Below are 16,236 nucleotides of genomic sequence, written 5' to 3' on the forward strand. Positions count from 1 at the left end.
AGGCGTGAGTCGATAGGATTCAACCATGGATGACTCACACACCCAAGGCAGTCCGTTGAACCGCGGAGCCCTGGCAGACCAGGATTTCCTGGCAGCCACCGGCATCGCCAAGGTGGTGGTGGTGGACTCCACCGGTTCGACCAATGCGGACCTCCTGCGCTTTGTCACGGTGGAGCCCGCGGAATGGCCGGACCTGTCGGTGCTCACGGCCGAATACCAGAGCGCCGCCCGAGGCCGCCTGGACCGCCGCTGGGAATCGCCTCCGCTGAGCTCCCTGTCCGTTTCCCTGGTTCTGCGGCCCGCCAACGCGCAGGGAAGGCCGCTTCCCACCCACACGTACTCCTGGCTGTCACTGCTCGGTGCACTGGCGCTCCGGGAAACACTGCTGGAGACCGCAGGCATACCCGCTGAGCTCAAATGGCCCAACGACATCCTCGTCCGGGGCCGTAAGATCGCCGGAATCCTCGCCCAGCTGGGGCCCATGGGTGACGGGTCAGTTCCGCCGGTCATTCTGGGAACCGGCCTGAACGTCACCATGACAGAGAAGGAACTGCCGGTACCGACGGCAACTTCGGTCGCCTTGGAACAGCCCCTCACGCTTGACCGGACGCTTCTCCTGAAGAGCTACCTCTCGCACTTCGCCAGTCTCTACCGGGGATTCTGCAACGCCGACGGCGATCCTGCCGCGGGCCTGGCAGGTGGCCCGTCACTGCACAAGCGGGTTGAGTCCGTGATGGTGACCCTCGGCAAGCAGGTGCGCGCGCAACTGCCCGGTGACCACGAGATCATCGGGCACGCTACCAGGCTTGACGATTACGGTTCGCTGCTCGTGGTGGACAAGGATTCACGGGAACATGTGGTGACGGCCGGCGACGTGGTTCACCTCCGCCCGTGGACCCCGCCGGGCCAGGGAACCGAAGCCGAAGGCGGATATGCGTAGAGACCTCGTTCCGGGCGAGCAGGTCATTACGACCACCCGCCCGCAGCCGAGGAAACTGGCAGGTCCCGCCGCAGCCTTTGTTGCTGCCCCGGCCGCAGCGGCCTTTGCCAGTGCTTGGACGATGCGTGGGGAAGCCACTCGTCTGGTCCCGGCCGTTTCTGAGGGATGGACTCCCTGGATCCTGCTTGGCTGCGTCCTTGCTGTGGCATGGATATGGTTGGCATATTGCCTGCCACGGCTGATGCGGTGGCAGGGGACCCGGTATACGCTGACGAACCGGCGCATTGTTGCCCGCTACGGCATGATGCGGCGCCGGGATGTGCAGGTCAATCTGGCATCAATCCGGAACGTGACGGTCCACCGGACGGTGCTGCAGCGCATATTGCGGTCAGGGAATATATCCTTGGAAACCGGGTATCAGGGCGTGGTGACCATTCAGGACGTCCCGGAAGCCGCAAGGTTCCGGGATTTTGTCCTGGATGCCATGGACGACCTCCCTGAGGGCACGGATCCGGAGACCGACGGAACTGTGGATTACACCGGCATGCCGGACCCCGCAGACCGGACGCTGCAACGGGAGTTGAGAGAAGGTGGACACGATGAACGATGAGGACCAGCAGGACCTGCAGGCTCCCGCCGCGCCCGGAAGTGCCCACCCGGCTACCGGCACTCTCTCCGCTGAACGGATCGCAGCCAAAGCACTCGAGACCAGGCTGCTGGGAGGCGAACGGAAACTGCGCCGCCGTGAGGTCGCCGCCGGTGCAGGACTGTCGCTCCTCTCGGCCCGGAAGCTGTGGCGCGCTTTGGGCTTTCCGAATTTCGGCGACGAAGACGTGGCCTTCACCGAACGCGACCAGGCAGCGCTCTCCACCGTGGTGGACCTGGTCCGATCCGGGGTGCTCACCGAAGAAGCTGCCATCTCGGTGACCCGGGCAATCGGGCAGATGACGGACCGGATGGTGGTCTGGCAGATCGAGGCCCTGGTGGAGGACATGGTCCACGAGCAGGGCGTCACGGACGCCGTGGCACGGAAGCGGTTGGTCAACGAACTTCCGGGCCTGGTGGACGCTTTGGAGGAGATGCTGGTCTACTCGTGGCGTCGCCAGCTCAACGCGGGCGTCCAGCGGCTGGGCGTGCGGGCGGAAGCTGGCCTGCAAGCCAGCGAAGAGGGCCGCGAGGGCGATGAAGACGACGCGCCGCTGCCGCTGGCCCGTGCCGTCGGGTTTGCTGACCTCGTTTCCTACACCAGCCTGTCCCGACGGATGAACGAAAAGACCCTCGCGCGCCTGGTCCAGCGTTTCGAGAACAAGTGCGCCGAGATCATCTCTGTCGGCGGCGGGAGGCTGGTCAAAACCGTTGGTGACGAAGTGCTCTACATTGCCGAAACACCGGCAGCTGGAGCGGAAATATCGCTCGCCCTGGCTCAGGCGTTTACCGAGGACGAAATCCTTCCAGAGGCACGGGTGGCAATGGTCTGGGGCCGGATCCTGTCCCGGCTCGGCGACATCTACGGACCCACGGTAAACCTGGCCGCGCGCCTCACCAGCCTGGCCGATCCCGGAACTGTGCTGATCGACTCCATGACGGCTTCCGCCCTGGACCAGGACGAACGCTTCGTCCTGCTGCCGCAGCCCGCGGAAAACGTCCGCGGTTTCGGTGAAATCCACCCTGTCCTGCTCAAGCGCGGACAGGGCAAGGGACTGGTCCTGGACTAGCTTTGCCGCGGCGTTCCCTTCCGGGCGCAACGAATTTATCCACTTGATGGCGAACCGGCTATAGTCGGTTGTGCCTGGCCGCCGCGGATCGTAGTTCCGCAAGGCCGGAGTCTTATCTGGGGAGATACCGGCCATGAAACTTCGCGACTTCGCGCGCACAACAAACCGGCCTGTCAACAGGTCTGCCAGGACCACAGCACGCGGAAACCCGCGCCGCTGGCTTGCCGGGGGCGCTTTTGGCGCTGCCCTGGTGGTTTTGGTGACCGGCGCTGTGTTGTACCCGGGGTTCAAGACCACTGAGGTGGAGCTGAACGACGGCGGCGTGTGGGTCGTTTCGAAGTCCAAGAATGCCGTGGGGCGGCTGAACTACCCCTCCCGCGTCCTCGACGGTGCCGTGACACCGGCGAGCACCACCTTCGACGTTCTCCAGGACGCCGGGAACGTCTTTGTCGATGACAACGCCGGATCCACCCTGAACCAGGTCTCGGCCGCCAACATGCGCCTGGGCGGGGACAAGAAGCTGCCGGGCTCGGCAAACGTGAGCTTCGGCGCCAACGTCATCGCCGTGACGGACGGGGCCAACGGCAAGGTCTGGGCCCTCTCGCCGTCCACGGTCAACGGATTCGATCAGGAAAACACAGAGCCGGTGCTGACAGGTTCGGCCGGAACCGTCTCCGCTGTTGGTGCGGATGGCCGGATCTACACTGTGGATCCGGAATCGGGCCAGGTCACGGAAACCACCGTCAACGCCGCAGGCGAACGCACAGACGCCACGTCAAGCACCTGGGCCGGGCTGAAAGGTGCGGGCGATGTGCAGGTGGCGGTCGTGGGGGACCAGCCGGTAGTGCTGGACACGGGCAGGGGCAAGCTGTTCCTGGCCGGCGGGCGTGAACTTGCGTTGGCGGATGCCAGGGATGCGAAGCTGCAGCAGTCCGGTCCGGAATCGGATTCCGTCGCCATCGCGACGCCGAAGGCGTTGTTGAAGCAGCCGTTGGACGGTTCGACGGCGAAGACGGTGACGTTCGACGGCGAGGGTGTGCCGGCTGCCCCGGTGCAGCTGGGCGGTTGTGTGCATGCGGCGTGGTCCGGGGCCAACAAGTATGTCCGGGACTGCGTCAACGATGCTGATGACAAGAACGTGGACGTGCCCAAGGCGAGTGCGTCGCCGTCGTACGTTTTCCGGGTCAACCGGGACCTGGTGGTCCTTAACGACGTGAACTCCGGGAACGTGTGGCTGGTGAACCAGAACATGCAGCTCGTGAACAACTGGGACGACGTCATCCCGCCGCAACAGACCTCCGATGACGCTGACAAGGACTCCGCCGACGAGGTCCAGCAGACGGTGCTTCCGGACCGGACCAAACCCAACAACCCGCCGGCCGCAAAGCCGGATACGTTCGGTGTGCGCGCCGGCAAGACCACCATCCTGCCCGTGCTGGACAACGACACAGACCCCGACGGCGACATCCTGACCGTGCGCACCCCTGACCCGCTCAAATCCGGGCTGCTGGCTCCCATTTACGGCGCCACCGGGTTCCAGGCCGGCATCGGGGCGGAAAAGACCGGCTCGGAAACGTTCAAGTACACGGTCGACGACGGGCGCGGGCTTTCCGCCACCGCCGACGTTACGCTGAACATCGTCCCGCCCGGAGAGAACTCTGCCCCGCGGCAGAAGCCCAACCGCAACACCACGCTTGTGGTCCAGTCCGGCAAGGTGGTCAGCCAGAACATCCTCACTGACTGGATCGATCCCGACGGCGACGACCTGTTTGTTGTGGGTGCAGTCGGCAGCGATCCCCGGGACCAGGTCAAGGTCCGTCCCGACGGACTCCTCAGCTTCCAGGACGCCGGCACGGAACCGGGGCGCAAGACCGTGACCGTCACCGTCTCGGACGGACGCTCCTCGGCCGAAGGCAAGGTCACCGTGGACGTCCGCGCCCCCGGGGCCCTGCCGCCGATCGCCAACGCTGACCACCTCGTCGCCGTCGCCGGGGTAAACACTGTGATCGCCCCGCTGAAGAACGACTCCGACCCCCAAGGCGGTGCGCTCAGGCTCGCCCAGGTCAGCCCGGACGGCAATTCAACTGCCACCCTTGGTGCTGACCAGCAGACCTTCACGTTCAACTCAACCGCCGAGGGCGCGCACTACGTGACGTACCTTGTCACGAACGGTCCGGCCAGCGCCCAGCAGCTGGTGCGCGTCGACGTCGTTCCCGGCGGCGGCGACGGCGCCCCGGTGGCCGTCCGCGACACCGCGCTGCTGCCCAGCGGGGGCAGCGTGCTCGTGGATGTCCTGGGCAACGACTCGGATCCCTCCGGCGGCGTCCTCGTGGTGCAGTCCGTGACGGCTGCCGACGGGCTTCCGGTCAGCGTCTCCGTGTTGGACCACTCCGTTGTCCGGATCACCGACCTCCGTGCCGAAGGCCAGCTGAGCGTCAAATACACCATTTCCAACGGCAAGTCCTCCGCGAGCGGGGAGATCGCCGTCCTGGTGGTCCCCGCGCCCGCCAAACTCCAGGCACCGCAAGCCAAACCGGACGAGGCAACTGTGCGTGCCGGGGACGTGGTCACCATTCCCGTACTGGAGAATGACACGGACCCCAACGGCGGGAAGCTGACCCTGGAACCTGTCCTGGCCCAGCAGCCGGACGCCGCGGACGGCCGCACTTTCACGTCCGGCGGCGTGCTGCGCTTCATCGCCGGCGAGGTCCCGAAGACCGTTTACGCGATCTACAAAGTCACCAACGCGTCCGGCCAGTCGGACTCCCAGCAGGTGGCCATCCGCATCAGGGCCCGCGATGACGAGCGAAACACCCGCCCCGAGCCCAGGAACCTCACCGCCCGCGTGGTGGCCGGCATGACCGTCCGGATCCCTGTTCCGCTGGACGGCGTGGACACCGACGGCGACTCCGTCCAGCTGACCGGCGTCGACAAGGCCCCCGCCATGGGAACGGCGGTGGTCAAGGACGGCTACCTCGAATTCACCGCCGCCGGGAACGCTGCGGGAACGGACACCTTCAGCTACCGCGTCCGGGACCGGATAGGTGCCGAAAACACCGGCACCGTGATCGTGGGCATCGCACCGCAGGAAGCGAACAACCAGAAGCCCATCGCCATCGATGACGCCGTGGATGTCAGGCCAGGCCGTAAAATTGCCGTCGACGCCCTGACCAATGACTCGGATCCCGACGGAGACCCGGTCAGCCTCGTGTCCAACGGTTTCGAATCCCGCCCGGAACTCGGTGTGGAGGCAGCGGACGGCGGCAAGGTACTCCTCACCGCGCCGGGCACTGCCGGAAACGAGAGCGTGGCCTACAAGATCCAGGACGACAAAAAGGCCCAGGGCAGCGCCGTAATCCGCGTCCGGGTAAGCCCGGATGCCGCCCTCAAACTGCCTCTTGCCAAAGACGATGTGGTCACGCCCGCCGAAACCTTAGGCAAGTCCGCAGTGGACGTCCCGGTCCTGAAGAACGATGCCGATCCGGACGGGGTGGCCGCCGAGCTCAAGATCAGCCTGCCGGACGGCAACCCGAACGCCCGTACCGGTGACGACGGAAACGTTGTGGTCACCCTCGCCCCGAACGACCAGCTGGTCCCGTACACCGTCACGGACATCGACGGCCAAAGCGCGACGGCGGTCATCTGGGTCCCCGGCCAGGGCGAACAGCATCCCACCCTAGCCAGCTCCGAGGTTGTCGAAGTGATGGCCGGTAAAGAGATCACCCTTGACCTGAACGAATACGTCCGCGTCCGGGAAGGCCGCACGCCACGGATCACCCAGGTGGACAAGGTCCGCGTCCAGGGCGCCGACCCGCAGAACGTGGTGCCCGGCAACGGCAGCGGGGACCAGCTGCGGTACGCGGCGCTCGAGGACTACGTGGGGCCGGGTTCGGTCACCTTCGAAGTGACCGATGGTTCCGGTCCAGAAGATCCGCAGGGCCTCAAGTCCACGCTCAGCATCATCACCAAGGTCATCCCCGATCCGAACGCCAACCACCAGCCTGTCTTCAGCGGCACCTCCCTCGACGTGCCCAAGGCCGAGTCCGCCACCCTGGAGCTGGGCAACCTGGCCAAGGACGTGGATTCCGGGGACCAGGAGAAGCTCAGGTTTGAGCTGGACGGCACGCTCCCCGAAGGCTTCAACGCGACGCTGGACGGCGGCACCCTGAAAGTCACCGCGGACTCCAGCCGGGGAGCGGGCTGGAAGGGCAGCATCCCGCTCAGGGTCACAGACGGCCGCTCCGAGCCCGCCCGCGCAACAGTCACGGCAACCGTCGTGGCATCCAACCGGCCCATGCCGGTTGCGAACGAGGATGTGATCGAGAAGGCCAATGCGGGCAAGACCGAGTCCATCAACGTCCTGGCCAACGATTTCAACCCCTTCAGCGACACTCCGCTGCGGATCGTCGCCGCCACGGTGGAAACCGGCTCCGCTTCCGGCCAGCCAGTAGTGGCCGGCGACTCCATCACAGTCACCCCGGCCAACGGCTTCAAGGGCGTCATGGTGGTCCGCTACACAGTGATGGACAAGACCGACGACGTCTCGCGGCAGACCGACGGACGCGTGCGGATCACGGTCCGGGACAAACCGGACGCTCCCTCGGCACCCACCGCAACGGATGTGCGCAGCCGCACCGCGGTGCTCAAGTGGACTCCGCCCTCGGACAACGGCGCCACCATCAGCAAGTACACGGTCAGCTCCAGCGGGTTCAGCCAGGACTGCGCCACTACCACCTGCACCCTCAACGGCCTGACCAACGACGTGAAGTATGTCTTCACAGTCACCGCCACCAACGAAGTGGGGGAGTCCGCACCGTCGCAGTCCTCCAACGAGATCAGGCCGGATGAGAAGCCTTCTCCGCCTGAGTCTCCCACGGTCAAGGCCGGCGACAAGGACATGGTGATCAACTGGGCCGCAGCGAAGACCGAGGGCTCCGCGGTCAAGACCTACAACCTGGAGATCTCCCCGCCGCCGGCCAGCGGGATTGCCGTGAAGAACGGAGTGACCGGCCTGACGTACACCTGGCCGGGACTCACCAACGGCGTGCGCTACAAGGTGCGGGCCCAGGCGGTCAACGAACTGGGGCCCTCCGACTGGGGCCTTTACTCGGCCGAGGACAACCCGGCCGGAGTGCCGGCTGCCCCGGCCGCCCCGACGACGTCGGTTGCCTCAGCCGTGGGCACGTCCAACCAGCTGAAGGTCAACTGGACCGAACCGAACACCAACGGCGATGCCATCAGGAACTACTACGTCACCATGAGCGGCGGCGGCGGCGCCCCGCAGACCCAGCAGGTTGCCGGGACCATCCGGACCGCAAACTTCACGGCCAACAACTCCGAGGCCTCGTATACCTTCACTGTCCAGGCCGAAAACAAAGCCGGCAAGGGCGCCGTCAGCGCGCCCTCCGCGCCGCGCCGTGCCACCGGAAAGCTCAGCCAGGTGTCCGGAGTCAGCGTCACCGAGGCCAACACCGGCGGCGCAGGACGGCAGGTGACCATCAACTTCAGGGAACTCACCGCGGCAGAGCGCAACGGTTCGGCCTATGGCGAGGTCAGCTACACGTACTACGCCACCACCGGCCAGTCCGGGCCCGTCAGCCCGGGGGACACCAAGGGAGGCTTCGCCAACGGGGCCGCCACCACCATCACCGTCACAGCGCACTCCAGTGTGGCGCCGAGTTCAGACGCCAGCGCAGGGGCGGGAGCGAATCCGTACGGTGCACCAGGAACGCCGTCGGCCTCCGGGCAGAACGGGGCAGAGAACCAGAAGAGCCTCAGCTTCAGCTGGAGCTCGCCGTCAACCTCGACCAACGACGTGGCCTACACCCAGATCAACATCGACGGCGGGGGCTGGGAGCGGGTGGCCGCCTCCGGCAGCCGGACGGTCAATACCGGCGGTTTCAGTGAACCGCACTCCATCCAGGTCCAGACCGTCAACTCCCGCGGCACCGGCGGTCCGGTAGCCTCTGCCTCCGCACAGTCCGGCCCGGCGAAGACACGGTGGACGACGCGGCTCAACGCCGGGATGTACCGCAGCTGCACGGACTTGCCCGGCGCCACCTCCTACGACAACAGCCAGCCCGGGAACTTTACCTGCGACGGACAGAGCGGCACCGACCGCCCCTGGATGGGCGCCGCCGATGTCTTCGACGTTATGTGCTGGAAGCCGCACGGCACCTACTACAGCGGCGACGGGCAGTGGTACTACATTATGCGCGGCTCGCCGAACCAGACGCGCTGGATCGATTCGCGGCACACCACCATCGGCACGCCGGGCCAGAGCGGCGTACCCAACTGCACCTTCCCGGTCGGGGCGACACCATAGCCGGCGGGGCCCGGAGAGCGGGCAGTACTCCCCATCGCCCGCTCCGGGAACACTCGGTAGGCTGTCTCGGGTGCCGGCCCTGTCTCAGGCCCGGCGGGGGACAACGGAATCTTGAAGGAAATCTGACGCCGTGACATCACTGCTGGGTAAGCTCGGTCTCAAGAAGCGCCACAACAAACTCATCACCGGCACCGCTTTTGCTGCGGCGGGTGTTGCGCTGGTTGCAGGTGCCATTATCTATCCCGGGTTTAAGACCACTGAAGTGGAGCTGAACGACGGCGGCGTGTGGGTTGTTTCGAAGTCCAAGAACGCTGTGGGGCGGTTGAATTATCCGTCGCGTGTGTTGGATGGTGCGGTGACGCCGGCGAGTACAACCTTTGACATTCTGCAGAGCGCCGGGGATGTGTTTGTTGATGATGAGACGGGTTCGACGTTGAACCAGGTGTCGCCGGCGAATATGCGTCTGGGTGGCGATAAGCAGTTGCCGGGTTCTGCTGAGGTGAGTTTTGGTGCCGGCGTGATTTCGGTGACGGACCCGGCGTCGGGCAAGGTGTGGGCGGTGTCGCCGTCGACCGTAAACGGTTTTGACCAGGAAGCGTCGGAGCCGGTGATGGTCGGTTCTGAGGGCCTGGTGTCGGCCGTGGGGGCGGACGACCGGATTTATTCGGCGGATCCGAAGTCCGGCGCTGTGACAGTCACTGAAGTGGATGTCAACGGTGTGGTGGTGTCCACCGGTTCCAACACCTGGGGTGAGTTGAAGGGCGCCGGTGACTTGCAGATCACGGTGGTGGGGGACAAGCCGGTGGTGCTGGATGCTGCTGCGGGGAACCTGTTCCTGCCTGGCGGGAAGCGTCTGCAGCTTGAGGGTGCGCGGGATGCGAAGCTGCAACAGGGCGGGCCGGCGGGTGATTTTGTGGCGATTTCGACGCCGAAGGCGTTGTTGAAGCAGCCGTTGGACGGTTCGACGGCGAAGACGGTGACGTTCGACGGCGAGGGTGTGCCGGCTGCCCCGGTCCAGCTGGGCGGTTGTGTGCATGCGGCGTGGTCCGGGGCCAACAAGTATGTCCGGGACTGCGTCAACGATGCTGATGACAAGAACGTGGACGTGCCCAAGGCGAGTGCGTCGCCGTCGTACGTTTTCCGGGTCAACCGGGACCTGGTGGTCCTTAACGACGTGAACTCCGGGAACGTGTGGCTGGTGAACCAGAACATGCAGCTCGTGAACAACTGGGACGACGTCGTACCGCCGAAGAACGAATCCGATGAACAGGACCAGGAGTCGGCGGACAACAACACCATCAACGTCCTTCCTGACCGCACCAAGCCGAACCGGCCGCCGGAAACCAAACCGGATACGGTAGGGGTCCGCCCGGGACGGACCACCATTCTCAGCGTCCTGGACAACGACTCCGATCCCGACGGCGACGTCCTGACGGCCGCCGTCGACTCCGGACCCAGGGCCGGCACCCTGCAAAACATCTATGGCGGCACCGCATTCCAGATCTCCGTCCCCGCGGACACCAGGCCCGGCAGCGAGACGTTCAGCTACAACGCCGCAGACGGCAGGGGCCTTTCGGCCGGCGGCCAGGTGGCGCTCACTGTGGTGGGACCGGACCAGAACAAGCCTCCGCTTTTCAAGCGCGGCGGAGACTCCACCACCATGCTGGTGGAACAGGGCAAGACCGTGAGCCAGAACATCCTCACCGACTGGATGGACCCCGACGGCGACGACCTGGTGCTGATGGACGCCAAGGCGGACAACGACCAGGACCAAGTCAAAGTCCGGCGTGACGGACTGCTCACCTACCAGGACTCCGGAGCAACTGCCGGCAAGAAGAACGTCAGCGTGACCATCTGGGACGGCAGGGACACCGTTACCGGGAAGGTGGTGGTCAACGTCCAGCCTCCGGGCGCACTGGCGCCCGTGGTGAACGCCGACCATGTCACTGCGGTGGTGGGCCAGGACCTGGTGATCGCACCGCTGAAGAACGACGCCGACCCCAACGGCGGGGCGCTGCGCCTGGCACAGGTGGAGGCGAACGGACCCGCTGAGCTCGGTCCTGTCACTGATGGCGGCACCTTCACGTTCCGCAGCACCACCCCCGGCCCCGTCTACCTGACCTACATTGCCAGCAACGGCCCGCAAAGCAGCCAGGGCCTGATCCGCGTGGACGTGGAGTCCGGCAAGGACGCCGGTGACCCCGTTGCGGTGCACGATGTTGCCCTGATGCCCACCGGCGGCAGCGTGCTGCTGGACCCGCTGGCCAACGACTCCGATCCCTCCGGCGGTGTCCTGGTGCTGCAGTCCGTCAAGCTCCCGGAGAACACCACGGCCTCGGTCAGCGTGATCGACCACAGCGTCCTGCGCATCACGGATGTCCTGGGTACCAAGGACCCGTTCCTTTTCGAATACACCATGTCCAACGGCAGGAAGTCGGCCACCGGCAGCGTCTCGGTGGTCCCCGTCCCGGCGCCCGCCGTCGTCGAGGCCCCCCAGCCCAAGCCGGACGAGGTCAACGTCCGCGTCGGAGACGTCGTGACCATTCCGGTGCTGCAGAACGATACGCATCCGCAGGGCCTGGAACTGAGCGTTGACCCCGTCCTGCCGCAGGCAGTGGATGAACCGGACGGCAAGAGCTTTGTCTCCGAGAACACCCTGCGCTTCATCGCCGGTCCCCAGCCCAAGACCGTACGTGCCATTTACAACGCAGTGGACCCACAGGGGCAAAAGAGCGCTGCCGCGGTGACCATCCACGTCCTTCCCCTCGAAGGGGCCCAGAACTCCCGGCCGCAGCCGCCGAACCTGACGGCCCGCGTCGTTGCTGCCGGAACGGTGCGCATCCCGGTCCCGCTGGACGGCATTGATCCCGATGGCGACTCGGTCCAGCTGACCGGCATCGACAGCACCCCTGCCATGGGAACCGCCACGGTGGGCAGCAACTTCATCGATTTCACCGCAGCCGGTGACGGCTCCGGCACCGATACGTTCCGGTACAAAGTGGTGGACCGCCAGGGCGCCGTCAATACCGGCACCGTCACGGTCGGCGTCGCCCCGCGCGGCGAAACGAACCAGAACCCGACGCCCGTGGACGATGAGGTCAGGGTCCGTCCCGGCCGGCAGATCGCGGTGGACGCCACGGGCAACGACACCGACCCCGACGGCGACCTGATCCGCATCCTCACCGATGGGATCGAGGCCGATGCTGCCCTGCAGGCGACCGTCAGCCAGACCAGCGGACGCGTCATCGTGCAGGCTCCGGGCGCCGCCGGGACCGTCAATGTCCGGTACACGATTGCGGATGACCGCGGCGCGGCCGCCCAGGCCGCCATCCGCGTGGTGGTGGACAACGACGTGCCGCTCAAGGCCCCGATTGCCCGGGACGACCGCGTGACCTCTGCCCAGACGATGGGCAAGACCGCCGTGGATGTTCCGGTCCTGAAGAACGACGAAGACCCCGACGGCGTGGGCGAGAACCTCAAACTTGGCACCGAGGCCGCCACTGCCCGCCCCGGCTCCGACGGGAACATGATCGTGGACCTGACCGAACAGCCGCAGCTCATCCCGTACACCGTGGAGGACGTCGACGGGCAGAAGTCCATCGCGATCATCTGGGTTCCGGGCATCGGGCAGCAGGTTCCCACCCTCTCCAGGGACGAAGTCATAGAGGTGACCTCCGGACAGTCCGTCACGGTTGACCTGAACGAATGGGTCAAGGTCCGGGAAGGACGGTCCCCGCGGATCACCCAGACTGACCGGATCAAGCTCATCGGAGCCGACGGCGGTGACCCCACCGGCGGCAGCGCCACCTCGCTCAAGTACACCGCTGGTGGCGACTACGTGGGACCCGGCTCGCTGAGCTTCGAAGTCACTGATGGCTCCGGCCCGGATGATCCCGCCGGCCTGAAGTCCACCCTCAGCATCCGCACCAAGGTCCTGCCGGATCCAAACCGCAACAACGCTCCCACCCTCCTCGGCGCCAGCGTCGAGGTGCCCAAGGGCGAATCCGCCGACCTGGACCTCAGCCGGCTGACGTCGGACCCCGACAGGGACGACCTCGGGAACATGAAGTACGAACTTGTGGGTGGCAGCCCTGCCGGCTTCAACGCCAGGATCGACGGAAAGACGCTGAAGACCTCCGTTGACGGTTCAGCGTCCACCGGCACATCCGGTGCCGTCCAGATCAAGGCCAAGGACTCCCGAGGCCTCGAGGCCACTGCCACTTACCAGCTGGCGGTGACGGCTTCGAACCGGCCCAAACCGGTGGCCAACGATGACGTCGAGCCCAGCGCGGCGGCCGGGAAACCGGTCACCGTGAAGGCTCTGGCCAACGATTCCAACCCGTTCCCGGAGACGGCGCTGAAGATCATTTCGGCAGCGACCGAGACCGGCAGCGGCAACGTGGAGGTATCGGGCGAATCCGTGGTGGTGACACCGGCTCCAGGCTTCTCTGGATCGATGGTGGTCTCCTACACGGTGGCGGACAAGACCGGGGAGGCGTCGCGGCAGGCAACAGCCCGCATCCGCCTCACCGTCAAGGACAAGCCACTGGCGCCCACCACACCGCAGGCACAGAGCGTGGGGGACCAGACGGCCCTGCTCAACTGGTCGGCACCGGCAGACCGCGGCTCACCCATCACCAAGTACACGGTGTACGGCGAGTCCGGTTTCCGGCAGGACTGCCCCGCCAACACCTGCACGCTGAACGGGCTGGTCAACAACACCAAGTACCACTTCGAGGTGACGGCCACCAACGGGTTCGGCGAATCTGACCGTTCGCCCGCGTCGGCGGAAATCAGGCCCGACGTCAAGCCGGACACCCCGCTGGCGCCGTCGCTGAAGTTCGGCGACAGGGAGCTGTCCGTGAACTGGGTGGCTCCGGCCAGCAAGGGGTCCCCGGTCAAGTCCTATGACCTGGAAATTTCGCCGCCGCCCGCCGGCCAGAACGCGCAGATCCAGAACCTGACTGCAGTCAGCTACGTCTGGAAGGGACTCCAGAACGGGGTGTCCTACAAGGTCCGTGTCCTGGCCCGCAACGACGCCAAGGAACCATCCGAATGGAGCGCGTATTCCGCAGCAGAAGTGCCGGCAGGCATTCCCGTTACGCCCGCTGCCCCTACGGCCTCGCAGGCCGGATCCGTGGGAACACAGACCCAGCTGAGGGTCAGCTGGACTGCTCCGAACAACAACGGGGACGCGGTCTCGGCCTACACCCTGACCACGTTGCGGGGCGGCGCCGCGGTGGCCACGCAGCAGGTCGCCGGAACCACCCAGAACGTCACGGTGGACAACTCCGAAGCGGGTTATACCTTCACGGTTTCCGCCACCAACAAGGCGGGTACCTCCGGGACCAGCGCGCAGTCTGCGGCCATCCGGGCGGTGGGCAAACCGGGCATGGTGAGCCAGCCGACCGCAACCCTGGTCGACACGGACAACAACGGCGGAAAGATCGATGTGCGGTTCCCCGGGTTGACCGAGGCCCAGCGCAACGGATCGGCCCCCGGCGAGATCTCCTACATGTACCGGCTGACCTCCGGCGGCGGCAGCGGAAGCATTCCCGCCGGCGGAGGCGTGGTGGCAGCCACGAACGGCACCGATACCGCCGTCGTGGTCTGGGCTGTGTCATCCCGCAGTTCCACCGCCGGTGATGCGAGTCCCGCCTCGAACACAGTGAACCCGTACGGGCTGGCCTTCGCCCCGACGGTGACGGGCAGCAACAGCAGCGGGGTGGGGGACAGGACCGTTTCCTGGACCTGGAACCAGCCCAACGGCAACGGGCGTCCCGTCACGGGCTACCAGTACAGCGTCGACGGCGGCGGCTGGCAGAACACCGACCAGCGGTCGTTCTCAAAGACCGTGGGCTACAGCGAGACGGTCCAGCTTCGTGTCCGTGCCATCAGCGCCAACCAGCCAGGCCGGATCGGCCAGGACACCTCACGCAGCGGCGCAGCACCACCGCCGCCCGCGCCCACGTCGTGGGGCGTCTCCGCGACACCGGTCCGTACCTGTACCGAACCCCGGTACGGCACGGACAGCTACCGCAATTCCAACCCCGACCAGTGCATCAGCCCCGGCAAATGGTTTGACACCGGTTACACGGCGCAGACCGACTTCTATGTCGTCTGGTACAAGACCTCGGCCAACCCGTCGGGAGTCTGGTACCACCTGACCAGCGGTGGCGCGTCAGGGAACTACGCCAGGTGCGACACCGTTTCACTGGGCTGCAACCCGCCCGGGGGAATGCCACAACGATGACCATTCAGAACCGAAGAAAAGGACTTACTCCATGACCATGACCACTGAGCAGGCCGAATGGTTTGCCGGCACTTTCGAGAAGCTCGTTGCCAACGTCGGGCAGGCGGTGCTGGGCAAGGACCACGTCATCCGGCTGACCTTCACCGCAATGCTGGCCGAAGGGCACGTGCTGTTCGAGGACGCTCCCGGCACCGGCAAGACCATGCTGGCGCGGGCCATGGCAGCCACCGTCCAGGGCTCCAACAACCGCATCCAGTTCACCCCCGACCTCCTGCCCTCAGACGTCACCGGCGTCACCATCTACGACCAGAAGACGCAGAAGTTCGAGTTCCACAAGGGGCCGATCTTCAACAACATTGTCCTGGCCGATGAAATCAACCGGGCATCGCCGAAGACGCAGTCGGCACTGCTGGAGGTCATGGAGGAGTCCCGGGTCACCGTGGACGGCGTCACCTACGAGGCCGGCCGGCCGTTCATGGTGATGGCGACCCAGAACCCGATCGAGCAGGCGGGCACCTACCGGCTGCCCGAAGCGCAGCTGGACCGCTTCCTGATCAAGACCTCCATCGGCTATCCGGACCACGCCTCCACGGTCCGGCTCTTGGGCGGATCGAACCTGAAGGACCGCTCCAAGGAGCTCTCCGCGGTGATCACCACCCAGGCCGTGGCGGACATGGCTGACCTGGCCGCGACGGTGCACGTGGACACTGCGGTGCTCGAATACATCTCCCGGCTTTGCGAGGAGACGCGCAACGCGCCTGAGTCCAGGCTGGGTGTCTCCGTCCGCGGCGCCATCGCCATGGTCCGCGCTGCCAAGGTGTGGGCCGCGGGCCAGGGGCGGAACTTCGTCCTGCCGGACGACGTCAAGGAACTTGCGCCCGTGGTCTGGACCCACCGCTTTGTGATGGACCCGGAGGCCGAGTTCTCCGGCGCCACCCCGGAAGCAGTCCTTGCCCGGGTCCTCTCCGACGTCGCCGCACCGCAGCAGCGCGCCAACGCCTGA

Annotated in this window: 6 protein-coding genes and 1 pseudogene; all 7 read left to right on the forward strand. The window is 66.0% G+C overall.

The features are described from left to right. Positions 1 to 25: 25 nt before the first annotated feature. Positions 26 to 940, forward strand: coding sequence for a biotin--[acetyl-CoA-carboxylase] ligase (locus tag ABIA70_RS08415; RefSeq protein ID WP_354147131.1), 915 nt, complete (start codon positions 26 to 28; stop codon positions 938 to 940). Between the two features lie 121 nt (positions 941 to 1,061). After that, a pseudogene (locus tag ABIA70_RS21645) lies at positions 1,062 to 1,364 on the forward strand (PH domain-containing protein); the annotation flags it as partial. Between the two features lie 3 nt (positions 1,365 to 1,367). Further along, positions 1,368 to 1,550, forward strand: a complete 183-nt coding sequence (locus ABIA70_RS21650; protein WP_502917192.1) for a hypothetical protein — start codon at positions 1,368 to 1,370, stop codon at positions 1,548 to 1,550. Further along, positions 1,540 to 2,655, forward strand: a complete 1,116-nt coding sequence (locus tag ABIA70_RS08425) for an adenylate/guanylate cyclase domain-containing protein (RefSeq protein WP_354147133.1) — start codon at positions 1,540 to 1,542, stop codon at positions 2,653 to 2,655. The genes ABIA70_RS21650 and ABIA70_RS08425 overlap by 11 nt, the downstream gene beginning before the upstream one ends. Before the next feature lie 133 nt (positions 2,656 to 2,788). After that, positions 2,789 to 8,980, forward strand: coding sequence for an Ig-like domain-containing protein (locus ABIA70_RS08430; protein WP_354147134.1), 6,192 nt, complete (start codon positions 2,789 to 2,791; stop codon positions 8,978 to 8,980). A 130-nt stretch (positions 8,981 to 9,110) separates the two neighbouring features. Next, positions 9,111 to 15,233 (forward strand): Ig-like domain-containing protein, encoded by a 6,123-nt coding sequence (locus ABIA70_RS08435; protein WP_354147135.1) that lies wholly within the window; start codon positions 9,111 to 9,113, stop codon positions 15,231 to 15,233. Between the two features lie 31 nt (positions 15,234 to 15,264). Next, on the forward strand, positions 15,265 to 16,236 hold the full coding sequence (locus tag ABIA70_RS08440) for an AAA family ATPase (RefSeq protein ID WP_354147136.1): 972 nt from the start codon (positions 15,265 to 15,267) through the stop codon (positions 16,234 to 16,236).

It is taken from the genome of Arthrobacter sp. 754 (genome assembly GCF_040548695.1).
GTDB lineage: Bacteria > Actinomycetota > Actinomycetes > Actinomycetales > Micrococcaceae > Arthrobacter.